This window comes from Paracraurococcus ruber (assembly GCF_004353985.1).
In the GTDB taxonomy this organism is placed as follows: domain Bacteria; phylum Pseudomonadota; class Alphaproteobacteria; order Acetobacterales; family Acetobacteraceae; genus Paracraurococcus; species Paracraurococcus ruber.
Genome location: NZ_SMOA01000038.1, coordinates 15,068 through 39,875 on the forward strand (window position 1 = coordinate 15,068; position 24,808 = coordinate 39,875).

At 71.1% G+C, this 24,808-nt stretch carries 23 protein-coding genes, 1 other RNA gene and 1 pseudogene; 11 read left to right on the top strand and 14 right to left on the bottom strand.

Annotated features, from left to right (window positions below; all coding sequences use genetic code 11):
• Positions 1 to 19 precede the first annotated feature (19 nt).
• From E2C05_RS09930 to E2C05_RS09940, 3 genes are all read left to right on the top strand, one after another.
• Entirely contained in the window at positions 20 to 844 is an 825-nt protein-coding gene (locus tag E2C05_RS09930; RefSeq protein ID WP_133219465.1) for a sterol desaturase family protein, read from the top strand.
• A gap of 6 nt (positions 845 to 850) precedes the next feature.
• Positions 851 to 1,054: a hypothetical protein gene (locus E2C05_RS09935; RefSeq protein WP_133219466.1), complete on the top strand. Its 204-nt coding sequence runs from the start codon at positions 851 to 853 to the stop codon at positions 1,052 to 1,054.
• 250 nt (positions 1,055 to 1,304) lie between these two features.
• Complete coding sequence (locus E2C05_RS09940; protein ID WP_133219467.1) at positions 1,305 to 2,342, top strand: hypothetical protein; 1,038 nt, start codon at positions 1,305 to 1,307, stop codon at positions 2,340 to 2,342.
• A gap of 473 nt (positions 2,343 to 2,815) precedes the next feature.
• Here E2C05_RS09940 and E2C05_RS09945 read toward each other — a convergent pair whose 3' ends face one another.
• From E2C05_RS09945 to E2C05_RS09955, 3 genes are read right to left on the bottom strand one after another with little or no spacing between them, the layout of a single operon-like run.
• Positions 2,816 to 3,871 (bottom strand): 2-oxoacid:ferredoxin oxidoreductase subunit beta, encoded by a 1,056-nt coding sequence (locus E2C05_RS09945; RefSeq protein WP_133219468.1) that lies wholly within the window; start codon positions 3,869 to 3,871, stop codon positions 2,816 to 2,818.
• Positions 3,868 to 5,706 (bottom strand): 2-oxoacid:acceptor oxidoreductase subunit alpha, encoded by a 1,839-nt coding sequence (locus E2C05_RS09950; protein WP_133219469.1) that lies wholly within the window; start codon positions 5,704 to 5,706, stop codon positions 3,868 to 3,870. The genes E2C05_RS09945 and E2C05_RS09950 overlap by 4 nt, the downstream gene beginning before the upstream one ends.
• Before the next feature lie 5 nt (positions 5,707 to 5,711).
• Entirely contained in the window at positions 5,712 to 7,511 is a 1,800-nt protein-coding gene (locus E2C05_RS09955) for an FAD-dependent oxidoreductase (RefSeq protein ID WP_133219470.1), read from the bottom strand.
• A gap of 369 nt (positions 7,512 to 7,880) precedes the next feature.
• Between E2C05_RS09955 and E2C05_RS09960 the strand changes: the two genes are divergently transcribed.
• Positions 7,881 to 8,639 carry an SDR family NAD(P)-dependent oxidoreductase gene (locus E2C05_RS09960; RefSeq protein WP_133219471.1) on the top strand — a complete coding sequence of 253 codons (759 nt, stop codon included), beginning with the start codon at positions 7,881 to 7,883 and terminating at the stop codon, positions 8,637 to 8,639.
• A gap of 105 nt (positions 8,640 to 8,744) precedes the next feature.
• Here E2C05_RS09960 and E2C05_RS09965 read toward each other — a convergent pair whose 3' ends face one another.
• The 9 genes from E2C05_RS09965 to ssrA all read right to left on the bottom strand — a co-directional run bounded on the left by E2C05_RS09965 (position 8,745) and on the right by ssrA (position 15,985).
• Positions 8,745 to 8,972: a ribbon-helix-helix domain-containing protein gene (locus E2C05_RS09965; protein WP_133219472.1), complete on the bottom strand. Its 228-nt coding sequence runs from the start codon at positions 8,970 to 8,972 to the stop codon at positions 8,745 to 8,747.
• A gap of 12 nt (positions 8,973 to 8,984) precedes the next feature.
• Positions 8,985 to 10,394 (bottom strand): class II fumarate hydratase, encoded by a 1,410-nt coding sequence (locus tag E2C05_RS09970; RefSeq protein ID WP_133219473.1) that lies wholly within the window; start codon positions 10,392 to 10,394, stop codon positions 8,985 to 8,987.
• 70 nt (positions 10,395 to 10,464) lie between these two features.
• The gene (locus E2C05_RS09975; protein WP_133219474.1) at positions 10,465 to 12,039 is read right to left on the bottom strand and encodes an ABC transporter substrate-binding protein; all 1,575 of its coding nucleotides are present in this window, start codon (positions 12,037 to 12,039) and stop codon (positions 10,465 to 10,467) included.
• Positions 12,040 to 12,107: 68 nt separating this feature from the next.
• A complete protein-coding gene (locus tag E2C05_RS09980) occupies positions 12,108 to 12,506 on the bottom strand; it encodes a VOC family protein (protein ID WP_133219475.1) in 399 nt (132 codons plus the stop codon).
• 68 nt (positions 12,507 to 12,574) lie between these two features.
• On the bottom strand, positions 12,575 to 12,958 hold the full coding sequence (locus E2C05_RS09985; RefSeq protein WP_133219476.1) for a RidA family protein: 384 nt from the start codon (positions 12,956 to 12,958) through the stop codon (positions 12,575 to 12,577).
• Positions 12,955 to 13,176: a hypothetical protein gene (locus tag E2C05_RS09990; protein WP_133219477.1), complete on the bottom strand. Its 222-nt coding sequence runs from the start codon at positions 13,174 to 13,176 to the stop codon at positions 12,955 to 12,957. Before E2C05_RS09990 ends, E2C05_RS09985 begins: the two co-directional genes overlap by 4 nt.
• A gap of 16 nt (positions 13,177 to 13,192) precedes the next feature.
• Positions 13,193 to 14,794: a fumarate hydratase gene (locus E2C05_RS09995; protein WP_133219486.1), complete on the bottom strand. Its 1,602-nt coding sequence runs from the start codon at positions 14,792 to 14,794 to the stop codon at positions 13,193 to 13,195.
• 264 nt (positions 14,795 to 15,058) lie between these two features.
• Entirely contained in the window at positions 15,059 to 15,541 is a 483-nt protein-coding gene (locus E2C05_RS10000) for an SspB family protein (RefSeq protein WP_133219478.1), read from the bottom strand.
• 108 nt (positions 15,542 to 15,649) lie between these two features.
• Positions 15,650 to 15,985, bottom strand: a transfer-messenger RNA (tmRNA) gene (gene ssrA, locus E2C05_RS10005).
• Between the two features lie 36 nt (positions 15,986 to 16,021).
• Here ssrA and E2C05_RS10010 point away from each other — a divergent pair.
• Together E2C05_RS10010 and E2C05_RS10015 are read left to right on the top strand one after the other, a co-directional pair.
• Complete coding sequence (locus tag E2C05_RS10010) at positions 16,022 to 17,305, top strand: efflux RND transporter periplasmic adaptor subunit (RefSeq protein ID WP_133219479.1); 1,284 nt, start codon at positions 16,022 to 16,024, stop codon at positions 17,303 to 17,305.
• Between the two features lie 118 nt (positions 17,306 to 17,423).
• Positions 17,424 to 20,516: an efflux RND transporter permease subunit gene (locus tag E2C05_RS10015; RefSeq protein ID WP_200305247.1), complete on the top strand. Its 3,093-nt coding sequence runs from the start codon at positions 17,424 to 17,426 to the stop codon at positions 20,514 to 20,516.
• Between the two features lie 54 nt (positions 20,517 to 20,570).
• Here the strand turns inward: E2C05_RS10015 and E2C05_RS10020 are convergent, their stop codons facing one another.
• Complete coding sequence (locus E2C05_RS10020; protein ID WP_133219480.1) at positions 20,571 to 21,731, bottom strand: M20 aminoacylase family protein; 1,161 nt, start codon at positions 21,729 to 21,731, stop codon at positions 20,571 to 20,573.
• Between the two features lie 128 nt (positions 21,732 to 21,859).
• Here E2C05_RS10020 and thyX point away from each other — a divergent pair, with 128 nt between their 5' ends.
• The 5 genes from thyX (at position 21,860) to E2C05_RS10045 (ending at position 24,209) form a co-directional block, all read left to right on the top strand.
• Positions 21,860 to 22,801, top strand: coding sequence for an FAD-dependent thymidylate synthase (gene thyX / locus E2C05_RS10025; RefSeq protein ID WP_133219481.1), 942 nt, complete (start codon positions 21,860 to 21,862; stop codon positions 22,799 to 22,801).
• 1 nt (position 22,802) lies between these two features.
• Positions 22,803 to 23,012 carry a hypothetical protein gene (locus E2C05_RS10030; RefSeq protein WP_133219482.1) on the top strand — a complete coding sequence of 70 codons (210 nt, stop codon included), beginning with the start codon at positions 22,803 to 22,805 and terminating at the stop codon, positions 23,010 to 23,012.
• Positions 23,012 to 23,623 carry an HD domain-containing protein gene (locus tag E2C05_RS10035; RefSeq protein ID WP_133219483.1) on the top strand — a complete coding sequence of 204 codons (612 nt, stop codon included), beginning with the start codon at positions 23,012 to 23,014 and terminating at the stop codon, positions 23,621 to 23,623. Before E2C05_RS10030 ends, E2C05_RS10035 begins: the two co-directional genes overlap by 1 nt.
• A 10-nt stretch (positions 23,624 to 23,633) precedes the next feature.
• A complete protein-coding gene (locus E2C05_RS10040) occupies positions 23,634 to 23,882 on the top strand; it encodes a hypothetical protein (protein WP_133219484.1) in 249 nt (82 codons plus the stop codon).
• Between the two features lie 111 nt (positions 23,883 to 23,993).
• Positions 23,994 to 24,209 (top strand): hypothetical protein, encoded by a 216-nt coding sequence (locus tag E2C05_RS10045; RefSeq protein WP_133219485.1) that lies wholly within the window; start codon positions 23,994 to 23,996, stop codon positions 24,207 to 24,209.
• A gap of 180 nt (positions 24,210 to 24,389) precedes the next feature.
• Here the strand turns inward: E2C05_RS10045 and E2C05_RS32905 are convergent.
• A pseudogene (locus E2C05_RS32905) lies at positions 24,390 to 24,808 on the bottom strand (hypothetical protein); the annotation flags it as partial.

Below are 24,808 nucleotides of genomic sequence, written 5' to 3' on the forward strand. Positions count from 1 at the left end.
TAGGCGGGAGGGCGCCGTGATGGACGGCACGACAGGCAATGCGACGGCAGCCCTGAAGCGGGAACGGCTGTCGCGGCGGCAGCAGGCCTTCCGGGCGGATTTCCGCGCCAAGATCGGCCGGCTCTACCATGGCTGGGCGCATGTCGCGTTGATCTACGCGATCGGTGGCGCTGCCATCTGGTACTGCGCGCGGCAGATCGCCGCCCCTGCCTGGTACGAATGGCTGGTGGTGCCCGCCGCCTTCCTGGCCGCCAACATCTTCGAATGGTGGATCCACAAATACGTCATGCACCGGCCGCTGCCGGGCCTGATGGGGATCTACAAGCGGCATACCCTGGCGCATCACCAGTTCTTCACCGAGAACGAGTACACCATCGACAATGCGCGCGACTTCCGCATCGTCTTCTTCCCACCCTATGCGCTGATCACCTTCCTGGCCATGTCGCTGGTCCCGGCGCTGCTGCTGAATGCCGCAGGCCTGCCGGATGCCGGCTGGCTGCTGCTGATCACCAATACCGCGCTGTACCTGAACTACGAGTTCTTCCATTTCTGCTGCCACGTGAAGGACGACCGGCTGGTCCGCCACATCCCCTTCATCAACACCATCCGCCGGCACCATGCCGCGCACCACAACACGGCGATCATGATGGAGCGGAATTTCAACCTGACCTATCCGATCGCAGACTGGATCTTCGGCACCAGCGACCTGAAGCGCGGTCTGCTGGGCCACCTGCTGAACGGCTACGAGACGCGCTTCGTCCGCGGCGACCTGAAGCGCGTGCGGAACACGCTGGACGACCCGCGCGCCGGCACGCCGCGCGCCCGCATCCTGCCGGCGGAGTAAGGCCCCATGGCCGCGCTGACGCCGCTGGATGGCGGCGGCATCAAGACATCCCGCGCATCGCTGATCGGCGGCATCGCCGTCGCCATCGGTGTCTTCGTGCTGTGGGTCGCGCTGGCGCGCGATTTGGGGGCGGAGGGCGCGCTGCCGCTCGCGCTCGGCGCGCTGGTGGCCGGTGGCACCGGCCTTTGGATCTGGCGCGCCGATCTGTAGGGCGCGGACGCCACGCGCGTAGGTGCCAGGCATGTGCGGCAGGTCAGGGCGCGCCGGCGGCACGCGCTTCGCCGCGGCCGATCATGCCGGCGGGCGATGTCGTCGCGCAGGAGACACCCTCAAGGGAACCGTTCGCAATCACGGCATTGCAACCGCCGCCCCGCCCCACCGTTGCCTAAAGCAAAAGGAGGGAAGCGGGGGAAACGCGGTGGACGAGGACGCGAGGCTGCATCCAACAGGATCCTGGCCGGTGGCGACGCCCGAACCGCCGGGCAGTTCCATCGGGCTGTTGCGTGCCCTGCCGGAAGGCTGGGAGTTGCTCGGCCGCTGCCGCATCGGCGCCGCCGGGCCGGCCAGCTACCCCACGGGCTGCTATGCCCTGGCGCATCCGGCGACCGGCGTGGCGCTGGTGGATGTGGCACCGGACGCGACGCCCAATGCCGAAAGCCGCCTGCGGCGGGCGCTCAGCGCGGCGAATTTCTGGCCGGCCTTCCCCGGCTACCTGCCGGTCTGGCACGGCCGGATCGAGCTTGCCGCCTGGCGGGCGCTGCCCGGCATCATGGCCGAGGGCTTTTCCGAACTGCCGCCATTGACCGTGCCGGGCCGTGCCGCCTGGATCGCGGCGGCGCGCGCGGCCCTGGCCACGGATGGCGGATGGGACGTGCCGGGCACCGCGGCGCAGGCCGAGCCGGCATTCGAGGAGGATGGCGGGGAGGAGCCCCTGCCGCCGCCCCGCCTGCAGCGGCGCGGCCCGATGCTCGCCCTCGGCTTCCTCGCCACCTTCGCCCTGGGCCTGGCGGCCGGTGCTGCCCTGTTCTCCGAATCGCGGCCGGTGACGGTGGCCGCAGCGCCCGCTGCCGTCCCGTCCATGGTGTCCGCGGCACCCGTGGCTGCCACGCTTGCGGAGCCACCTGCGCCGGTCCAGGCCGTCGCCCGTCCCGAGCCGGTGCCAATGCCGGTGCCGGTGGTTGCCCTGGCGCCGGCAGCCGTCCCGCTGCCGGCCTCGCCAATGCCGCCAGAGCCGGAGGCGGCGCCGCCGGCCCAGGCGGACCCCGTCGTGCCCGAACCCGCGGCAACCCTGCCGCCGCCCGCGAACGACCCGGTCGAGACCGTCGCCGTCAGCCTGCCGCTGCCGCCGGTCGCGCCCAAGGCGCCGCCCAAGGCTGCGGCGCCGGCGCCCCGGTTCGATCGTGCCTGCACCCAGGCGTTGTACCGCTTCCAGCAGGGCGAGCGCCTGACCCCGCAGGAAGCCGCCTTCGTCCGAGACGGTTGCTCCACCCGGCGCTGACCCCGCGCCCGCGTCAGCCGCGAGGAACGGGCTGACGCTTCGCCGGCTGCATCGCGGCGGCGTGCCGGTAGCGCCGCCGCGCGGGCGGTGGCGTCACGTCGTCCGTCGCTCCAGGCTGTGAGCCGGTGGGAGTGGCATTGGCCCCGCCCGCCATGCCGCGCCGCGTCATCCGCGGTGGTGCCGTTCGGCGAGCCAGCTGATCCCCGGCGCCCAATCTCGGGGCCTGCAGAGCCGATCACGATCAGGTTGGATCACCTGATCGGATGAAGATGCTCGTCGATTCAAGTGGCTCGAGTGGTTGCCGTCTGCCGTGGCGAACGGAAACCGCTGCAGTGTCTTGCCCGCAGCGTTCGCAGCCACCGGCTGCGAACTCCGCGGATCAGGAGGCCACTGCAAACAACGGCGAGTGGCCCGAACCGAAGGGCGCCGACAGTGGCGGCCAACTTTGGACGCCGCAAACCAGGTGATCCGCGTCAGCGCAGCGCCGCATTGACCTTCGCCAGCGCCGCGGCCCCGGGCACCAGATCCGCGGTGCCCAGCCGGTTCAGCGGCGCCGCGACCGTGTCCAGATGCGCATGCAGGTCCTGCGGGTCGGGGTCGATGAAGAGCAGCCCGGTCACGATCTCGCCCGCCGCCTTGCGTTCGTGCAGATGGTGCATGGCCGCGACGCGATCCGTGGGGTCGTACTGGTTGTGCAGCTTGCGCAGGCGCAGCACGCTGCCATCGTGCTGCGTCACCTCCCGCACCTCGCCGGGCGCGTATTCGGTGGTGATCGCATCCCGCCCCAGGATGACGTCGAGCTGGTTCATCGCCTCGTTGTGCTCGCGCACGAAGTCGTAGGACTTCGTGGAGCCTTCATGGTTGTTGAAGGCGACGCAGGGGCTGATGCAGTCGATGAAGGCGGGCCCCGGATGCCGCAGCGCGCCCTTGATCAGCGGCACGAGCTGCGCCTTGTCGCCGGAGAAGCTGCGGGCGACATAGCTGGCGCCGAGCTGCAGCGCGATCCCGACCAGGTCGATCGGCTCGTCGGTGTTGACCGTGCCCTTCTTGGCCTTGGAGCCCTTGTCGGAGGTGGCGGAGAACTGCCCCTTGGTCAGGCCATAGACCCCGTTGTTCTCCACGATATAGGTCATGTTCACGGCGCGGCGGATGCTGTGCGCGAACTGGCCGAAGCCGATCGAGGCGCTGTCGCCATCGCCGGAGACGCCGAGATAGATCAAGTCCCGGTTTGCCAGGTTGGCGCCGGTCAGCACGCTGGGCATGCGGCCATGCACGGAGTTGAAGCCGTGCGAGGCGCCGAGGAAATAGTCCGGCGTCTTGGAGGAGCAGCCGATGCCGCTCATCTTGGCGACGCGGTGCGGCTCGATCGACAGCTCCCAGCAGGCCTGGATGATGGCGGCCGATATCGAGTCGTGGCCGCAGCCGGCGCAGAGCGTGCTGATGGCGCCTTCGTAGTCGCGCCGGGTGAAGCCGAGATCGTTGGTCGGCAGCTTCGGGTGGTGCAGCTTGGGCTTGGGAAGGAAGCTCATTCCGCGGCGGCTCCGGCAAAGGGCACGACCTTCATCGCCGCGGCGCGGTCGGCGATGGCCGCGTGGATGTAGCGGGCGGTGATCGGCGTGCCGTCGTAGTGAAGGACGGGGATCAGCTTGGCGGGGTCGATATTCCCCTCCGTCATGATCAGGGTGCGCAGCTGGGCATCGCGGTTCTGCTCCACCACGAAGACCCGGTCATGCCTGGCGATGAAGTCCATGATGTCGTCATGGAAGGGGAAGGCACGGATGCGCATGGCGTCGAGATGGATGCCATCCGCTTCCAGCGCCGAGAGCGCTTCCTTCATCGCCGCGCTGCTGCTGCCGTAGTAGAGGACGCCGGTGCGCGTCGGCTGGGCGGCGTGGCGTTCCACCGGGTGCGGCACCAGGGACTTCGCGGTGTCGAACTTCTTCAGCAGCCGCTGCATGTTGTCGACATAGGCGCTGCCCACTTCGGTGTATTTGGCGAAGCGGTCGCGGCTGGTGCCGCGGGTGAAGAAGGCGCCCTTCTGCGCATGCGTGCCAGGATAGGTGCGGAAGGGGATGCCGTCCCCGTCCACGTCCAGGTAGCGGCCGAAGGTGCGCCCGGCCTCCAACTCCTCCGCCGACATGACCTTGCCGCGGTCGAGCTGCCTTGTGTCGTCCCAGGCGAAGGGCTCGCACAGCCAGTCATTCATGCCGATATCGAGGTCGAGCAGGACGAAGACCGGGGTCTGCAGCCGGTCCGCCAGGTCGAAGCTGGCGGCGCCGAAATCGAAACATTCCCGCGGATCCTCGGGCAGCAGCACCACATGCTTGGTGTCGCCATGGCTGGCATAGGCGGCGGCCAGCAGGTCGGATTGCTGGGTGCGGGTCGGCATGCCGGTGGACGGGCCGGCGCGCTGGACGTCGAAGATCACCGCCGGGATCTCGGCGAAATAGGCCAGGCCGACGAATTCCTGCATCAGGGAGATGCCGGGGCCGGAGGTGGCGGTGAAGGACCGCGCGCCGTTCCAGGCGGCGCCGATGACCACGCCGATGGACGCAAGCTCGTCCTCCGCCTGCACGATGGCGTAGCGCTTCTTGCCAGTGTTGGGATCGGTGCGGAAGCGCTTGCAGTGCCGCTCGAAGGCCTCGGCGAGGGAGGTCGAGGGCGTGATCGGGTACCAGGCGCAGACCGTCGCGCCGCCATAGACCGCGCCGAGGGCGGCCGCCGCATTGCCTTCGACATAGATGCGGTCGCCGACCGCATCCGCCCGCTGCAGCGTGAGGCCGAGCGGGCAGTCGAGGTTCCGCAGCGCCCAGTCGCGGCCCATGTGGAAGGCGTCGCGGTTGGGCTTGGCCAGCTTCTCCTTGCCCTTGTACTGCTCGGCGAGCAGCTGCTCGATCACCGCCGGCTCGATGCCCAGCAGGGCCGACAGCGCGCCGACATACATGATGTTCTTGAGAAGCTGCCGCTGCCGCGGGTCGGTATAGGCGGTGTTGCAGATCTGGGTCAGCGGGACGCCGATGACCTGCACGTCGTCCCGGAAGCGGGAGGCCGGCATGGGCCGCGTGCTGTCGTACAGCAGATAGCCGCCGCTATCGATCTCGGCGATGTCGCGGTCCCAGGTCTGCGGGTTCATCGCCACCATCAGATCCACGCCGCCGCGGCGGCCGAGATGGCCTTCGCCGGAGACGCGCACCTCGAACCAGGTGGGCAGGCCCTGGATGTTGCTGGGGAAGATGTTGCGGCTGGCGATGGGGATGCCCATGCGCAGGATCGACTTGGCAAACAGCTGGTTGGCGCTGGCCGAGCCGGAGCCGTTGACATTGGCGAATTTGACGACGAAGTCGTTGACCGCGTTCCGGGGCATCTCGGCTACTCCGCCGCCGCGGCGTGCACCGGCGGCACGGATTTCGCGGCCTCGAGGATGAATTTCTGCATGTCCCAGGCGCCGGTCGGGCAGCGTTCCGCGCACATGCCGCAATGCAGGCAGACATCCTCGTCCTTCACCATGACGCGGCCGGTCTTCAGGCCATCCGCGACATAGAGCGCCTGGTCGAGGTTGAGCGCCGGCGCCTTCAGCCGCTGCCGCAGATCGGCTTCCTCGCCATTCGCGGTGAAGGTGATGCAGTCGGTTGGGCAGATGTCGACGCAGGCATCGCATTCGATGCAGAGCTTGGCGCTGAACACGGTCTGCACGTCGCAGTTCAGGCAGCGCTCGGCCTCCTTGAAGGCCATCTCCCGGTCGTAGCCGAGCTCGACCTCCAGCGTGATGTCGCGCAGCGCCACCTCGTCCGGGGCATGCGGCACCTTGAACCGCAGGTCCGGCGAGACGTCGTTGTCATAGCTCCATTCATGGATGCCCATCTTCTGCGAGATGAGGCGCGCTTCCGGCGGCGGCCGGTTCCGCACATCCTCACCGCGGCAGAAGAGGTCGATGGAGATGGCCGCGGCATGGCCATGCGCCACCGCCCAGATGATGTTCTTCGGCCCGAAGGCGGCATCGCCCCCGAAGAAGGCCTTCGGCAGCGTGGACTGGTGCGTCGCCTCGTCCAGGACGGGCAGGCCCCACCTGTTGAATTCCAGCCCGAGGTCCCGCTCGATCCAGGGGAAGGCGTTCTCCTGCCCGATGGCGACCAGCACCGTGTCGGCGGCGATGGTCACGTCCGGCTCGCCGGCCGGCACCAGGCTGCGGCGGCCCTTGGCGTCGTATTCCGCCCTGACCTTCTCGAACACCATGCCGGTCAGGCGGCCCTGGTCGTGCAGCACCTGCTTGGGGACGAGGTAGTTGCGGATCGGGATCCCTTCCCGCAGCGCATCCTCCTTCTCCCAGGGGCTGGCCTTCATCTCCTCGAAGCCGGAGCGGACGACGACCGTCACCTCCTCGCCGCCCAGGCGGCGGGCGCTGCGGCAGCAATCCATCGCCGTGTTGCCGCCGCCCAGCACGATGACGCGCTTGCCCACCTCCGTGACATGGCCGAAGGAGACGGAGGAGAGCCAGTCGATGCCGATGTGGATGTGCTCCGCGGCCTCGGCCCGGCCGGGCACGTCCAGCTCCCGCCCACGCGGCGCGCCGGACCCGACGAAGACCGCGTCGAAGCCCTCGTCCAGCAGCGCCTTCAGGCTTTCGACGCGCTGGCCGTAATGCGTCACGACGCCGCCGCGGTCGGTGATGTAGCCGACCTCCTCGTCGATCACCTCGGCCGGCAGGCGGAAGCGCGGGATCTGGCTGCGGATGAAGCCGCCGCCCTGCGCCGCGCCGTCATAGACATGCACCTCGTAGCCCAGCGGGACGAGGTCGCGCGCGACGGTCAGGCTGGACGGGCCGGCGCCGATGCAGGCCACGCGCTTGCCGTTGCCCTGGGCGGGAATCGGCGTCAGCCGGCCGCGGATGTCGGCCTTGTTGTCGGCCGCCACGCGCTTCAGGCGGCAGATGGCGACCGGCTCCTCCTCCACCCGGCCGCGGCGGCAGGCCGGCTCGCAGGGGCGGTCGCAGGTGCGGCCGAGGATCCCGGGAAAGACGTTGGAGTGCCAGTTGACCATGTAGGCGTCGCTGTACCGGCCCGCGGCGATCAGCCTGATGTATTCGGGCACCGGCGTGTGGGCGGGGCAGGCCCACTGGCAATCGACGACCTTGTGGAAGGTATCCGGCTGCTGGATGTCGGTCGGCTTCAAGCGGACGTTTCCCTCGTTGCGGGGATGCTTGTCGGGCAGCGGGAGGGCGCATGCCGGCCAAGCCCTGTCGCCAGGTCAGGCCGGACGGCCGCGAATCCCATTCTGTTCCTCCCACACCCTTCCGGGCGCACGAAGCTTGCCCCACAACGGACCCGGCCGCAACGACCTGTCGTTGCGCAAGGGTTGCGTCCGGCTTGGGGTGCCCCGGCACGCGGATCATGCGCCCGCCCGGCAGTGGGTGCGACCCGCCACCGGGACACGTCGGCGTGCGGGTGCCGGCCCGGTGCGGCGCCGTGGCGCGGCGGGCCGGCTGGTTGACCGGGCGGCGGGCCGCGCCTGGAATGCCGGCCACAGAAGGGGGCGAAGCCGATGGCACAGTTGAAGGGAAAATCCGCGCTGGTGACCGGCGCCAGCCGCGGCCTGGGCGAGGGCGTGGCGCGGGCGCTGGCGCAAGCGGGGGCGGCGGTGATGCTGGCGGCGCGGGATGTCGCGGCGGTGGAGCGCGTGGCGGCGGAGATCACCGCCGCCGGCGGCCGCGCCTTCGCCCTGGCCTGCGACGTCGCCGACTTCGCGCAGGTGGAACGGCTGGTGGCCCAGGCGCGGCTGCGCTGCGGCGGGCTCGACATCCTGGTGAACAATGCCGGCGTGATCGAGCCGATCGCCGAGATCGCCGCGTCGGACCCCGAGGCCTGGGCGCGCAACATCGCCGTCAACCTGGTCGGGCCCTACAACGCCGTGCGGGTCGCCATGCCGGGGATGGTCGCGGCGGGCGGCGGCACGATCGTCAACGTCTCCTCCGGCGCCGCCTATCGGCCGCTGGAGGGCTGGAGCGCCTATTGCTCCGGCAAGGCGGGGCTGGCGATGTTCACCCGCGCCATCGCGCTGGAGGCGGGGGCGAAGGGCATCCGCGCCTTCGGCTTCTCGCCGGGAACCATCGACACCGAGATGCAGGTGAAGATCCGGGCATCGAAGATGAACGTCATCAGCCAGATCCCGCGCGAGCAGCTTTCGCCGGTGGCCGAGGCGGTGCAGGGGCTGGTCTATCTCTGCACGGCGGCGGCGGACGACATGGCGGGGCAGGATGCCTCCATGCGGGACGAAGCGTTCCGCAAGCGCCTCGGGCTCTGATTCCGAGCGCTTTCCGTTCGCCATGGCTCACGGCAACCGCTGTAGTCTTTTGATTCGACGGGCATCTTCACCCGATCATGTGGTTCCACCTGATCGGGATCTGCTCTAGCCCCGCCGCGCTTCCGCCAGCGCGCGCAGCCTCAGCGCGCTGGCCAGCGGCTGCGCGGCATCCGCGCGCGCGGTGTCCACCTCCGTCACCAGCGCCGCCAGGCTGAGGCCGAGGCGGCGCGCTGCCTCCTCCAGCACCAGCCAGAATTCCGGCTCCAGCGCCACGGAGGTGCGGTGGCCCGCCAGCGCGAAGCTGCGCTTGCGGAGATGGCGGGCCGCCTGCATCGACCGCCGCGCTCAGTCGCCGAGCGAGGCGCCGGGCGCGATCATCGTCTCCGGCCGGACCCAGCGGTCGAAATCCTCGGGCTTCACGAAGCCAAGCTGCTCGGCGGCATCGCGCAGGGTCAGGTTCTCCGCCAGCGCCTTCTTGCCGATGCGAACGGCCTTGTCGTAGCCGATATGCGGGTTCAGCGCCGTCACCAGCATCAGCGATTTCGCCAGGTTCTGGGCGATGTGCTCCCGGTTCGGCTCCAGCTTCGCCACCATGTTCGCGGCGAAGCTCTCCGCGGCATCGGCCAGCAGCGTCGCCGATTGCAGCACTGCCTGGATGATCACCGGCTTGAAGACATTGAGCTCGAGGAAGCTCTGCGCCCCGGCCACCGTCACCGTGGTGGTGTTGCCCATCACCTGGGCGCAGACCATGGTCAGCGCCTCCGCCTGCGTCGGGTTGGTCTTGCCCGGCATGATGGAGGAGGAGAGGCCGTCCGCCGGCACGATGAGTTCCCCAAGGCCCGATCGCGGCCCGCTGCCCAGCAGGCGGATGTCGTTGCCCAGCTTGTTGAGCGAGACGGCGATGACGTTCATCGCCCCCTGCAGCTCGACGAAGGCGTCATGCGCGCCCATCCCTTCGAACTTGTTCGGGCTGGGCGCGAAGGCCAGGCCGGTGCGGTCGGCCACGATGGCGCAGAACACCCGGTCGAAATCGGCATGGCGGTTCAGCCCGGTGCCGACCGCGGTGCCGCCCTGCGGCAGCAGCAGCAGGCGCGGCATCACCGCCCGCAGCCTGTCCTGCCCCAGCGCCACCTGCCGGGCCCAGGCGGCGAATTCCTGGCCCAGCGTGACCGGCACGGCATCCATCATGTGGGTGCGGCCGATCTTGATGATGTCGGCCCAGTCCCTGGCGCGCTGCTCCAGCGCCGCCTGCAGCGTCCCGAGCGCGGGCAGCAGCCGCCCCTCCACCGCCTCGGCCGCGGCGATATGCATCATGGTCGGGAAATTGTCGTTGGAGCTCTGGCCACGATTGACGTGGTCGTTCGGATGCACCGGCTTCCGCCTGCCGAGCGGCTGGCCGAGGATCTCGTTGGCGCGGTTGGAGATGACCTCGTTCGCGTTCATGTTGGTCTGGGTGCCCGACCCGGTCTGCCAGACGGGCAGGGGGAAGTCGGCGTCGCGCGTGCCGGCGGCGATCTCCTCGGCGGCCTGCCGGATGGGTCCGACCAGCTCGGCCGGCAACTCGCCGAGCCGGCCATTGGCCTCGGCGCAGGCCGATTTGTGCAGGCCGACGGCACGGATCAGGCCGGGCGGGAAGCGCTCCGAGCCGATGCGGAACAGGCGTCGCGCCCGTTCCGTCTGCGGGCCCCAGTAGCGGTCGGCGGGGATCTCGATGGTCCCCAGCGAGTCGGTCTCGGTGCGGGTCTCGGCGGCCATGGCGCCCTCCGGCAATGGTGGTCCCCGGAAGAACGCCGATGGGCGGGGAAGATGCCGCGCCCGTCAAGCGCTACCCGCGCCGGATGTTCCACATGATGGGCAGGCCGGTCAGCATGCCCGTCAGCTCCTTCCGGTAGGCGACCGGCTGGTAATAGGCCCCGACCGGCAGGTAGATCGCCTGCCGCCAGGCTTCCTGCTGGATCTCCCCGGCCAGCGATTTCTGCCTCGCCGCATCCGGCTCGGCCAGCCAGGCATCGCGCAATTCCTCCAGCCGCGGCGCGTCCGGCCAGCCGATCCAGGCATTCGGGCCGTTGCCGCGGATCTGGCTGTGGGTGGCCGGCGAGGACAGGTCGTAGCCGCCGGAATAGGCCAGGAAGATGTTCCAGCCGCCCTGGCCCGGTGGCGCCCGGTTCGGGATGCGCTGCGTCACCGTGCCCCAGTCGGTCTGGACGTAGTCGAGGTTCATGCCGAGCGCGCGGCAGGTTGCGCCCGTCACCTCGCAGATGGCATTGATGCGCGGCACGTCGGTGGCGGCCAGCAGCACCACCCGCTCCCCCTTGTAGCCGGCGGCGGCGAGCTCCGCCTTCAGCGTCGGCAGGTCCACCGGGCCCTGCATGACCTCGAGGCCGGCCTCGCTCGCGCTGGGCATGTTCGGGGTGAAGATGCCGACCCGGTCGTTCATCGCCGCCGCGTCGGGGCCGACCACCGCGGTCATGAACTCCCGCTGCCGGACCGCCTTCAGCAGCACGCGGCGCACCGCGGCATTGTCGAAGGGCGGATGCAGGCAGTTGAAGCGGATGAAGCCGATCAGCCCGGTATCCTCCACCACCTGCAGCGCCAGGTTGCGGTCGCGCTTCAGGCGGGGCACCAGGTCCATCAGCGGCTGCTCGACCCAGTCCACCTCCCCCTGCTGCAGGGCGGCGATCTGGGTGGCGGGGTCCGGCATGGTCAGCCATTCCACCCGGTCGAAATGCGCGATCCGCGGGCCGGCGGCGAAGCTCGGCGTGCCGTCCGGGCGCGGGACGTAGCGGTCGAATTTCCGGTAGATGTTGCGGGCGCCGGGGACGCGTTCTTCGGCGACGAAGCGGAAGGGGCCGCTGCCGACGACCTCGGGCAGCGGCTGGCCGGGCGGCGTCCCGGCCAGCCGCTCCGGCATGATGGCCGCCATCAGGTTGGTCGGCTTGGCCAGGGCGTCCGGCAGCAGCGGGAAGGGGCGCTTCAGGCGGAACTGGACGGTGCGGTCGTCCGGGGCGGACAGCTCCTCCGTCACCGCCAGCAGCGACATGCCGAAGCTGTCGCGGGTGGCCCAGCGGCGCAGGCTGGCCACCGCGTCCCGCGCCAGCACCGGCGTGCCGTCATGGAAGCGCGGGCCCTGCCGCAGGGTCAGGCGCCAGAGCTTGCCGTCGTCCTCGACCGCCGCGCCTTCGACCAGCTGCGGCTGCGGCCGCCCCCGGGCATCCAGCGCATAGAGCGTGTCATAGACCGCCATGACGTGGTTGCGCGTCATGAAGCTGCTGGTCAGCGGGTCCAGCACGGCTAGGTCGGCATAGGGCACGAAGCGGAGCGTGGTGGCGTGCTGCGCCCGCGCGATGGACGGCAGCGCGAGCGCCGCGGCGCCCGCCTGCATGAAATGACGGCGGTTCATGGTGGCACTCCCCGGGAGAGGATGGTCCCGGGGCAACCACCGCAAGCCGCGTGCCAGCGGCGACGCGGTCAGGGAGAGTAGGAGGAGACCTCGACCAGATTGCCCTCCGGGTCGCGGCAATAGACCGACCCCATCGGGCCGAGGGCGCCCTGGCGGGTGACCGGGCCCTGCTCGATCCGGACGCCGCAGCTGTGGAACTGCCCGACGATGTCGTCCACCGCGACGGCGACGATGAAGCACAGGTCCTGGGTGCCGGGCAGGCAGGTCTCGGCGGCGATCCAGTCCTCGGTCGGGTGGTCGGCCGGCCGCAGGTTGATCTTCTGGCCGCCGAATTTCAGCGCGACGCGCGGCGGGCTGCCGAAATCCTCCCGCTCCATGCCGAGGACGCGCTGGTACCAGCTCGCCATCACCTCGATGTCGCGGCAGTTGATGACGAGGTGATCCAGACGATCGACCTGGAAGCGCATGGAAGCATCCTTTTGGCCGGCCGATTCAACCCCTTGCGCCGCTGGCGCTCCGGGCATCGGACGGCGGTTTACTTCGGAAGGCGGGCGGTGACCTCGATCTCGATGCGCATGGCATCGGTCTGCAGCCCTGCATGGATGAGGGTGGAGGTCGGGCGGGCCTTGCCGAGGTGGCGCTTCACCACCGGCCAGCAGGGCTCCCAGTCCTCCCGCCGGGGGACGATGAACAGCACGCGCACCACGTCGTCCAGGCTGGCCCCGGCCTCGGCCAGCGCGGCGGCGATGTTGCGGAAGGCCTGGTCGGCCTGCGCCACCACATCCTCCGCGATGGTCATGCGGGCATAGTCGTAGCCGGTGGTGCCGGAGACCCAGACAAGGTCGCCATCCACCACGGCGCGGCTGTAGCCGATCTCCTCCTCGAAGCGGCTGCCCGAGGAGATCAGGCGGCGGGTCATGCCCCGGCCTCGCAGACGATGGCGGCGACGGCATTGTCCTTGCCGGGCGTGGCGAAGAGCACCACCCGCCGCACCACCGCAAGCTGGCCGGCGGCGTCGCGGATCTCCATGCCGATCTGCGGGATCACCGGCAGCACCACCACGCCGTCATCGTGGATCGGCTCGCCCCGGTCGAGGCCGTCCGGATCGTACCAGACATGGATGCGGTAGCCGGTCATCGCTGCCTTCCCCCCGCTATTCCAGCCCTTCGTAGAAGTCGTTGCCCTTGTCGTCCATGACGATGAAGGCCGGGAAATCCTCGACCTCGATCCGCCAGACCGCTTCCATGCCCAGTTCGGGGTATTCCAGCACCTCGACCTTCCGGATGCAGTCCTGCGCCAGCCGTGCCGCCGGGCCGCCGACCGAGCCCAGGTAGAACCCGCCATGGGTCTTGCAGGCATTCAGCACCGCCTTGCTGCGGTTGCCCTTGGCCAGCATGACGAAGCTGCCGCCGGCCTTCTGGAAGGCCTCCACGTAGCTGTCCATGCGGCCGGCGGTGGTCGGGCCGAAGCTGCCGGTGGCGTAGCCCTGCGGCGTCTTGGCCGGGCCGGCATAGTAGACCGGGTGGTTCTTGACGTAGTCCGGCAGCCCGCCGCCGGCCTCCAGCCGCTCCTGCAGCTTGGCATGCGCGATGTCGCGCGCCACCACCATGGTGCCGGTCAGCGAGACGCGGGTCTTCACCGGGTACTGCGACAGGGTGGCGCGGATCTCGTCCATCGGCCGGTTCAGGTCGATCTTCACCACCTCGCCGCCGAGGATCTCGTCGGTCGCTTCCGGCAGGTATCTCGCCGGGTCGTGCTCCAGATCCTCGAGGAACACGCCCTCGGCGGTGATCTTCGCCTTGATCTGCCGGTCGGCGGAGCAGGACACGCCGATGCTGATCGGCAGGGACGCGCCATGCCGCGGCAGCCGCACCACCCGCACGTCGTGGCAGAAATACTTGCCGCCGAATTGCGCGCCGATACCGAGGCCCTGGGTCAGCTTGTGGACCTCCGCCTCCAGCGCCGTGTCGCGGAAGGCGTGGCCGCTGCGGTCGCCGCTGGTGGGCAGCCCGTCCAGCCACTTGGTGCTGGCCAGCTTCACCGCCTTCAGCGCCGTCTCCGCCGTGGTGCCGCCGATGACGATCGCCAAGTGGTAGGGCGGGCAGGCGCTGGTGCCCAGCGTCTTGATCTTCTCCTCGAGGAAGGCCAGCAGCTTCGGCTTGTTCAGCACCGCCCGCGTCTGCTGGTAGAGGAAGGTCTTGTTCGCGCTGCCGCCGCCCTTCAGGACGAACATCAGGTGGAACTCGTCGGCATGGTGCTCGCCGGGCGCGGCCATGATGGAGAAGTCCACCGGCAGGTTGTTGCCGGTGTTCACCTCCTCGAACATCGACAGCGGCGCCATCTGCGAGTAGCGCAGGTTCGTCTCGGTATAGGTGCGGTGGACGCCGTAGCTCAGCGCCTCCTCCTCGTCGCCCTCGACCCAGACGCGTTGGCCCTTCTTGCCGAAGACGATGGCGGTGCCGGTGTCCTGGCACATCGGCAGGGTGCCGCCGGCGGCGATGGCGGCGTTCTTCAGCAGGTCGAGCGCGACGAAGCGGTCATTCGCGCTCGCCTCGGGGTCCTTCAGGATGTTCGCCAGGCTCTGCAGGTGGCCCGGCCGCAACAGGTGGGAGACGTCGTGGCAGGCCGCGAAGGCCAGCTGCTCCAGCGCCTCCGGCGTCACCCGCAGCACGCGCTTGCCCGCCACATCGATGGTCGAGACGCCCTGGATGTCCAGCTTTCGGTAGGGTGTGGTGTCTTCCGCCAGCGGGAACATCGGGCTGTAGAGGAAGCCGGACGGACGCGCGGGCTGCGTCACCGGGCCGGCATCGACGTCGAGGGGAGGGGTCACGGGCGGTCTCCGCGCGGGGGCGCCGCGGGGGCCCGTGCCGGGTGCAGGGGCGGACGGGCGGCGCGTTCGGGTCCCGGCGGGATTACCGCAGCGCGTCCGCGAAGCCAACCGGCGCGACGGCCACGCCCGGGCCGGCGGCGGCAGGCGCGCCGTCCCAGGTTGGCTCCCCCAGGCCGGCTCCGGCGCGGATCAGTCCCGCTTGCGGCGGAAGGCGTCGAGGCTGACGACCTGCGGCTTCGCCTCGCCCACCATCTCCGGCGCCCGCACCTCGGGCAGGGACGCCGCCGCCGGTTCCGGCGCGGTGAAGCGCAGGCCGAAGCGGGCCTTGGGATCGGCGAAGGCGGTCAGCGCCTTGAAGGGCACCACCAGCGTTGCCGGGACGCCCCCGAAGGACAGGCCGACCGAGAAGGTGCCGGCGCCGCGATCCACCTTGAGGTCCCAGAATTTGTGCTGCAGGACGATCGTCATGTCCTGCGGGTAGCGGGCCTTCAGGTGCCCCGGGATGTTCACGCCCGGGTAGCTGGTCTGGAATGTCAGGTAGAAATGATGCTCGCCCGGCAGCCCCTGCTTCGCGGCATGCTCCAGCGCTTCCAGCGCGACGGCGCGCAGCGCTTCCTCGGACCAGGCGGCATAGGGCAGCAGGCTTTCTGCAGGCGCAATCGGTTCGTTCATGATCCAACCCTTGTCCACTACATAGAGGACAGGATCGCCTCACGGAAGTGCGAGGATTCGTGAACCGGCCCCGGCGGGATGACAAATTTGTATACTGTGGTGCGGAAGAGTGGGGGGGCTTCTGTTGCCCGGTGCCCCCCCGAACCGCGCTTACCTTATTCAGGCAGCGAGTGCGACGTCCTCGCGGACGTTATCGTTCGCACTTATCAATGGCCCGATGACGGCGGAACCATGCCGGGCAAAAGCGGCCCCCTTACCACGCGCGTCGAGCCTGTTTCGCCCCCTCGCCACCGTCCCGACAAAGACGGGTGATTGGTGGAGGCGCCGGGCACTGCCCCCGGGTCCGCAACGCTTATCCCGAGCCGTGTTTATCACCATAGTCTTGCGGGATCGCTCCCGCGCGACGGCGTTGATATAGGCCAAGGCGCGGCCGGGTTCCAGGCGGTATCCGCGGATGCGGGGCGGAGGCGCGGCAGGCGGATGGATTCACTCCCCGATTTGACCGGCCCGCCGCGCGACCGCACCCGGCGCGGGCTGCTGCTGCCGCTTCTGCTCACGGGGCTCGCGGCCGGTGCCGGCGGGTTCTGGCTGGGCCAGCGGGACGGGGCGGCGCCGCCCGCGCCCGCCGGCGCCGCCGCCCCGCCGCCACTGCCGGCGGAGGTCGCGCTCTCGCCCGAGGCCGCGCGCAATTTCGGCCTGCGGACCGCCGCCGCGGAACGCCGGCCGCTGACCCGCAGCGTGCGCGTCACCGGCAGCGTGGGCTTCAACGAATTGCGCCTGGCGCATATCCAGCCGCTCGCCCGCGGCCGGGTGCAGGCGGTGGAGGTGGCGATCGGCGACCGGGTCCGCGCCGGCCAGCGCCTGGCCATCCTCGACGCCCTGGACCTGGCCGAGGCCCGGCATCAGCTTTCCGGCGCGGAGGCGGCGTTGAACCAGGCGCAGGCCGAGATCCAGACCGCCCGCGCCGCCTTCAACCGCGCCCAGGAACTCGTCCGCAGCGGCGCGCTGGCGCAGAGCGAGCTGGAACGCCGCCGTGCCGACCTGGCCCGCGCCGGGGCGGCGGTGGAAACCCGCAAGACCGAGGTGGAGCACTGGCGGGAGATGCTGGCGCGCTACAGCCCGGCCGTCGGCGGCCCCTTGCCGCCGGGCAGCGTCAGCCTTTCCGCCCCGACGCCGAGCGACGCGCGCGGCGCCATCCTGGCCCCCTTCGACGGCGCCATCCTGACGGTGGGCGCCACGCCGGGCGAGCTGGTGGACACCAACCGGGAGATCTTCACCCTGGCCGACCTCTCGGTGGTCTGGGTGATGGCGGATGTGCCGGAGCGGGAGCTGGGCGCGGTGCAGCTGGGCGCCGCCGTCTCCATCGCGGTCGAGGCCTATCCGGGACGGCGCTTCACCGGCCGCGTCGCCTATGTCGCGGACCAGCTGGATGCCCGCACCGGCACCGCCAGGGTCCGCTGCGAGATCCCGAACCCCGAGGGCGTGCTGCGGGTGAACATGTTCGCAACGGTGGAGATCGCCGCGCCGCTGGGACGGGAGGGCGTGGTGGTGCCCGATGCCGCGCTGCAGGCGGTGGACGACCAGCCGGTGGTCTTCGTGCGGCTGGGAGACGGGCGCTTCGCCCGCCGCGAGGTCCGCCCCGGCCTGCGCCAGTCCGGCTGGACCGAGATGATGGAAGGGCTGCAGCCGGGCGAGGTGGTGGCGACGGAGGGCAGCTTCCGCCTGAAATCCCTGCTGCTACAGAGCCGGGCGGCGGCGGAGTGATGCCGGCGATCTCCTGCGATGACCCGCGGTCGGCGCAGCCGGCCGTGGCGCCGGATGGCGCCCGCCGACCAGCCGGCGAGCCAGGGCGCCGCCCGGCGCCCGAGGGCCTCGCCAGGGCATGCCGCGGGCCGTCGCCGAGGGCCGTGACCGCGTGATCGCCCGCCTGACCGATGCGGCGCTGGCCAACCGCGCCGTGGTGCTGGTGCTGGTCGCCATGCTGGTGGCCATGGGCCTCTACGACCTGCGCCGGCTGCCGATCGACGCCCAGCCCGACATCTCGCCGCGCCAGGTGCTGGTCATCACCCAGGCGCCCGGCCTCGGCCCGTTGGAGGTGGAGCGCTTCGTCACCTTCCCGGTGGAACTGGCCCTGCAGGGCCTGCCGCGGATGGAGAATCTCCGCTCCGTCACGCGCTACGGGCTCTCGGTCGTCTATGTCCGCTTCGCCGATGACATGGACATCTATGCCGCGCGCAACCTGGTGTTCTCCCGCCTGCCGTCGGTGCAGGTGCCGCCGGAGGCGGGGACGCCGCAGATGGGGCCGGTCTCCACCGGCCTCGGCGAGATCTTCCAGTTCGAGGTGCGTGGCCCCGGCCGCAGCCTGATGGAGCTGCGCACCATCCTGGACTGGCAGGTGGCGCCCAGGCTCCGCCAGGTGCCGGGCGTCATCGACATGAACGCCAATGGCGGCGAGCTGAAGACCTATGAGGTGCAGGTCGCCGCCGATGCGCTGACCCGCTACGGGCTTTCGCTGGCCGAGGTCTTCGCCGCCATCCAGCGCAACAACGGCGCCCGCGGCGGCGCCACCCTCGAGCGCAATGGCGAGCAGGCGGTCATCCGCGGCGAGGGCCTGATCCAGGACCCCGACGACATCGGCCGCATCGTGCTGCGCACCGGGGAGGGCGGCGTGCCCCTGTATGTCCGCGACATCGCCCGGGTGGTGCCGGCCGCCCGCCCCCGCCTCGGCGCCGTCACCCGCGACGGCAAGGGGGAGGCGGTGGTGGGCGTCGCCCTGATGCTGCTGGGCGAGAACACGCGGGAGGTGGGGGAACGGGTGAAGGCGGCCGCCGCCGAGATCGGCAAGTCCCTGCCGCCCGGTGTCGAGATCGCCCCCTACTACGACCGCGCCGACCTGATCGAGCGGACCATCCACACCGTGGCGAAGAACCTGATCGAGGGCGCCGTGCTGGTCGTGGTGGTGCTGCTGGTGCTGCTTGGCAATATCCGCGCCGGCCTGGTGGTCGCCGCCGCCATCCCGCTGTCGATGCTGGCGGCGGCCACGGCGATGGTCCATTCGGGGCTTTCGGGCAACCTGATGAGCCTGGGCGCCATCGATTTCGGCCTGATCGTGGATGGCGCGGTGGTGATGATCGAGACGGTGGTCCGCCGCCGCGCCGAGCATCCGGACCGCCCGGTCGATGCGGTGGTGCGGGAGGCGGCGCATGAGGTCGGCCGCCCCATCCTCTTCGCCGTGACGATCATCACGGTGGTCTATCTCCCGCTGCTCAGCCTCCAGGGGGTGGAGGGCAAGATGTTCCGGCCCATGGCCCTGACCGTGGTCTATGCGCTGGTCGCCTCCCTGGTGCTGACGCTGGTGCTGATGCCGGTGCTGGCCAGCTTCGCCCTGCGCGGCCGCATCGCCGAGCATGACAGCCGCGTGGTGGGGTGGGTGCGCCGGCGCTACGCCCCGCTGCTCGATGCCTCGGAGCGGCATCCGGTGCCGGTGATCGGGCTGGCGCTGGCGCTGCTGGTCGGCAGCGGGCTGCTGGCGACGCGCCTCGGCGCCGAATTCATCCCCCGGCTGGACGAGGGCGCGCTGGCCGTCACCATCACCAAGCTGCCGAGCATCGGCCTCTCGACCGCCATCGAGACCACCACCCTGGTGGAGAAGACCCTGCTGGGCTTCCCGGAGGTGGAGACGGTGGTCAGCCTCTCCGGCAGTTCGGAGATCCCGACCGACCCGATGGGTGTCGAGCAGAACGACACCTTCATCATGCTGAAGCCGCGCGAGCAATGGGTGACGGCGCCGGACCGGGAAGGGCTGATCGAGGCCTTCGCCGCGGCGCTGGACCGGGAGGTGCCGGGCCTTGCCCTGTCCTGGTCGCAGCCGATCGAGATGCGGATGCAGGACCTGCTGCAGGGAGTCCGCTCCGACGTCGCCATCCTGATCTATGGCGACGACCCCGCTCAGCTGCGCCGGGCGGCGGAGGCGACGGCCCAGGCGGTGGCGCGGGTGCCGGGCGCCGAGGATGTGAAGGCCGAACAGACGGTGGGCCAGCCCTATCTGCGGGTTATCGTGGACCGGGAGGCGGTGGCGCGCTACGGCCTCAACGCCTCCGACGTGCTGGATGTGGTGGAAGCGCTGGGCGGCAGGACGGTGGGCACGCTGGTCGAGGGCAATGCCCGCTTCGACATCCGCGTCCGCCTGCGGCCGGAGGACCGGATGGACCCCGACCGCATCCGCGAATTGCGCATCGCCGATGGCGCCGGCCGCGCCGTGCCGCTGACGCAGCTGGCGCGGGTGGTGACGGAGGACGGGCCGGCGCAGATCAGCCGGGAGAAGGGCCGCCGCCGCATCACGGTGGAGGCCAATGTGCGCGGCCGCGACATCGCCAGCTTCGTCGGGGACGCGCAGGCGCTGGTCGCGCGCGAGGTGCGGCTGCCGCCCGGCTACGCCATGGAATGGGGCGGGCAGTTCCAGAACCTGCAGCAGGCGACGGCGCGGCTGAGCGTGGTGGTGCCGGCGGCGCTGGCGCTGATCTTCGCCCTGCTGTTCATCATGTTCCGCAGCCTCAGGCTCTCGGCGCTGATCTTCGTGAACGTGCCCTTCGCCGCGACCGGCGGCGTGCTGGCGCTGTGGCTGCGCGGCCTGCCCTTCAGCATCTCCGCCGCGGTCGGCTTCATCGCGCTGTTCGGCATCGCGGTGCTGAACGGCGTGGTGCTGGTGAGCACCATCGTGGAGCAGCGGCGGGAGGGGAAGCTGCCGATGCAGGCGGCGCGCGACGCCGCCATCCAGCGGCTGCGGCCGGTGCTGATGACGGCGACGGTGGCCAGCCTGGGCTTCCTGCCCATGGCGATCTCGACCAGCGCGGGGGCGGAGGTGCAGCGCCCGCTCGCCACCGTGGTGATCGGCGGCCTGGTGACGGCGACGATGCTGACGCTGCTGGTGCTGCCGGTGCTCTATCCGCGCATCATCGGGCGGGCGGCGCGCTGATCGCCGGCCCGCCGGAGCCACGCCACCCGGGACGGCCGGCTGCGGCCGATCCGGTCAGCCCTTCGGCAGCCCCCGCTCCACCACCCGTGCGAACAGCGCCGAGCCATAGGGGATGGCGGCATCGTTGAACTGGTAGCGCGGGTTGTGCAGCGACGCGCCCTCGCCATTGCCGATCTGGATATAGGCGCCCGGGACCTTCTCCATCATGAAGGAGAAATCCTCCGACCCCATGCCCGGCGGCTTGTCGCGCGCCACCTTCTCCTCCCCCACCAGGTCGGCCGCGGCGGCGGCCAGCGCCTCCGTCTGCTCGGGGTCGTTCACGGTGGGGGCGAAGATCAGCCGCCAGTCCAGCGAGGCGGTGGCGCCGAAGCCGGCGGCGACGCCCTGCGCCATCCGCGCCAGCGCCTCCTCGATCTGCGCCGCCACCTCCCGGCTGAAGAAGCGGGCGGTGCCGGAAATGGTCGCGGTCTCCGGGATCACGTTGTAGGCGTTGCCGCCCTGCACCTTGGTCACGCTGACCACCGCCGGGTCGCGCGGGCTCAGGTTGCGGGAGACGATGGACTGCAGGGCGGTGGCGATGTGGCAGGCGGTCAGCACCGGATCGATGCTCGCCTCCGGCCGTGCGCCATGGCTGCCCTTGCCGGTCACGGTGATGTCGAAGAAGGCGCCACCCGCCGCGGTCGGGCCCGGGCGGATCGCATAATCCCCCACCGCCATGCCGGGGCGGTTGTGCAGGGCGTAGATGGCATCGCAGGGGAAGCGCTCGAACAGCCCGTCCTGCAGCATGGCCAGCGCGCCGCCGCAGCCTTCCTCCCCCGGCTGGAAGATGAAGTGGACGATGCCGTCGAAATTCTTCGTCTCCGCCAGGTACTTGGCGGCGCCCAGCAGCATGGTGGTGTGGCCGTCATGGCCGCAGGCATGCATCACGCCCTTGGTCTGGCTGCGGAAGGGCAGGTCGGTCAGCTCCTCCATCGGCAGCGCGTCCATGTCGGCCCGCAGGCCGATGGCGCGGTTGCCGCGGCCGCTGCGGAGCACGCCCACCACGCCGGTGCCGCCGACCCCGCGATGCACCTCGATCCCCATGGCCTCCAGGCGCTGCGCGACGACCTCGGCCGTCCGGGTCTCGGTCATGCCGAGCTCGGGATGGGCGTGCAGGTCGTGGCGGAGGCTGGTCAGGGCCGGCAGGTCCCGGCGGATGGCGTCGAGGGCGGACATGGAGGATCCTCGGGCAGGTCGGTTGTTCCGGTGCATCCTGCGCCCGGCCCCGGCCGGGCGCCAGGGTGGGTCCAGGCCGGCCCGCCGCGGCGGTGGCACCGACTCGGCCGGGCCGCTAGAAAGCCGGCATGACACTCACCGACGCCCAGGCGCAGGAGATCGAGGCGGCCCGCGCCACGGAAAGCCGCACCCGCCGCCCCGTCGCCCCGGGGCTGGAGGCGCTGCTGCACCAGGCCCTCCCCGTTCTCGACCACGGCTTCCTGCGCGTGGTGGACTACATGGGCGACGACGCTGCCGTGGTGCAGGCCGCCCGCGTCTCCTACGGCCGCGGCACCCGCGCCGCCAACGAGGATCGCGGCCTGATCCGCTACCTCATGCGCCACCGCCACTCGACCCCCTTCGAGATGTGCGAGATCAAGTACCATGTGAAGCTGCCGATCTTCGTGGCGCGGCAATGGATCCGCCATCGCACGGCGAACGTGAACGAGTATTCCGCCCGCTACTCCATCCTCGACCGCGAATTCTACATCCCGGCGCCGGAGCACCTGGCGGCGCAATCCAGCACCAACCGGCAGGGCCGCGGCACCCTGCTGGAAGGCGCGGAGGCGGAGGAGGTGCTGCGCCTGCTGCGGCAGGACGCCATGGCGACCTACGACCACTATGCCTGGATGCTGAACGAGGACGAGGCGGGCAACCCGGTGGACCCCGCCCGCTCTGGCCTGGCGCGCGAGCTGGCGCGGATGAACCTCACGCTCAACACCTACACCCAGTGGTACTGGAAGACGGATCTCCACAACCTCTTCCACTTCCTCTCGCTGCGCGCCGATGCCCATGCGCAGTACGAGATCCGCGCCTATGCGGACGCCATGCTGCAGACCGTGCAGGCCTGGGTGCCCGCCTGCTTCGAGGCTTTCCGGGACTACCGCATGGGCGCGGTGACGCTCTCCGCCGGCATGCTCGGCATCGTCCGTCGCATGCTGGCCGGCGAGGCGGTGGCGCAGGAGGGCAGCGGCCTGTCCAAGCGCGAATGGCGGGAGCTGATGGAGGTGCTGGGGCGGGAGGCCGGCTGAGATGGGCTGGGTCATCCTCGGCCTGCTGCTGGTCCTCGGCTTGCCGCTGCTGCTGGTCGTCCTCGGCGTCGCGCTCGCCTTCTGGGCGACGCTGGCGGTGGCCGGCCTGGTCTGGGGCGTGCTGGCCTTCGTCTTCCACCTGCCGGTCATCGGCCTGCTGGTCGCGCTCGGCGCCGGCATCGCCATCGGCCGCGCCACGGCCCGCGCCTGATGGACCCGCAGCGGATCGACGCGCTGCTCGGCTTCCTCGCCCTGGCCGACCGGCTGAAGACGGTGGAGCGGCGCGGCCTGGTGCCGCTGCCCGACGGCACCCTGCGCCGGGAGAACAGCGCCGAGCATTGCTGGACCATCGCCGTTGTCGCGCTGCTGCTGCACCGGGAGGTGGCGGCCGAGACGGACCTCGCCCGCGTGCTGTCGATGCTGGCGGTGCACGACCTGGTGGAGGTCGAGGCCGGCGACACCTACGCCTACGACCCCGCCGGCCGCGCCACCCAGGTCGAACGTGAACTTGCCGCCGCCGACATCGTCTTCGCCAGGCTGCCCCCCGACCTCGGGCCTCGCCTTCGCGCGCTGTGGGAGGAGTTCGAGGCCGGCGAGACGCCCGAGGCCCGCTTCGCCATGGCCTGCGACCGGACGCAGGGCTTCCTGCAGAATGTCCTCAGCGGCGGCCGCGCCTGGCGCGACCATGGCGTCGCCCTGGCCGATACCCGTCCCCGGATGGCGCCGGCCGAGGCGGTGGACCCCGCCTTCGCCGCCCTCATCGGCGCGCTGTACGACCGGGCGCGCCAGGGCGGCATGTTCGGCGAAGCCCCGCCAGCATGAGTGGGGCGGCATGAGCGGGGCCGCCCGCACCCGCCAGACGCCCAAGGCCAGGCCGGCGCCGCGCGGCCCGCGCGCCTCCCTCGCGCGCGCCGCTGGCGGACCGCTGGCGGGTTGGCGGCGCTGGCGCTGGATCGGCATCCTGGTGCTCGCCGCGCTCATCGGCCTGCCGCTGGCCCATGCCATCCTGGGGGAGGTGGCGGCGCTGCTCGGCGCGGTCTTCCTGCTGGGCTTCCTGCTCGGGCGCTGGACCGGGCGCTGACGCGGCGGACGGCGGCGGCCAGGGCGCGGATTTGCCGTTCACATCCTCTCGGCGACGGCATTAGGCTCGGGACATGTCCCCTTTCGCCCCTGCCCGCCGGACCAGCACCGCATGATGGCCATCCTCATCCTCGCCAGCCTGGCCGGCAGCTTCGCGCTGACGCGGTTCTACGGCATGGGGGCCGCCCTCACCGCGCTCGGCCTCTCCTGGGGTGCCTTCGCCTGGTTCCCGCAGGTGATCCCGACCGCGGCGCCGATCGCCGTCGCCGTCATCGCCGCGCTGCTCGGCCTCGGCCTGCTGCGGGAACGTCGCCGGCGCCCCGGCTGAGGGGCCGCCGCCGGCCGGGACGGGTGGTGGCAGCCCGGCGGGCGTGATCTGGGCGGCATGCGGCAGCCGCCCCGGGCGCGTCCCGACCGGACCGCGCCGGCGGGCGGGCGCGTCGTCGCTCCGCGCGCTCCCGTCCCATCGGCTGGCGGTCGCCGGTGCCGGCCCCGACATCCTCCGCGGTCAGCGATCCGGCAACCAGACTTCCAGCGTGCCCGGGCCGGGCGAAGGCTCGTAGCCGCGGAAATCCTGGATCGCCCAGCCCCGGCCGAGCCGCCCGGCCAGCCTGGCGGCGGTCGGGGCATCCTCCGAATGGAAGTAGCGAACCACCCGCTGGGACGGCACGGCCGGGGTCGGCCGCACCTCGGCAAGGTCGAAGCCGCCATCCCGCAGGGGGGCGGCCAGGGCGGCGGCGGCATCCGCCGCCGTGGCGGACCCGGCGCGGTGATGCAGGAAGATCCGCGGCTGTCCCGCCGCGGGCGCGGCCGGCGGCGCGGCATCGTTGCGCGGCGCGGGGGTGCGGGTCTGGGGCGGGCCGGCGACCGGGGGCAGCGAGGCCTCCCGCCGCGGCGCATTGGCGTCGCGCTGCGCCGCCGCCAGTT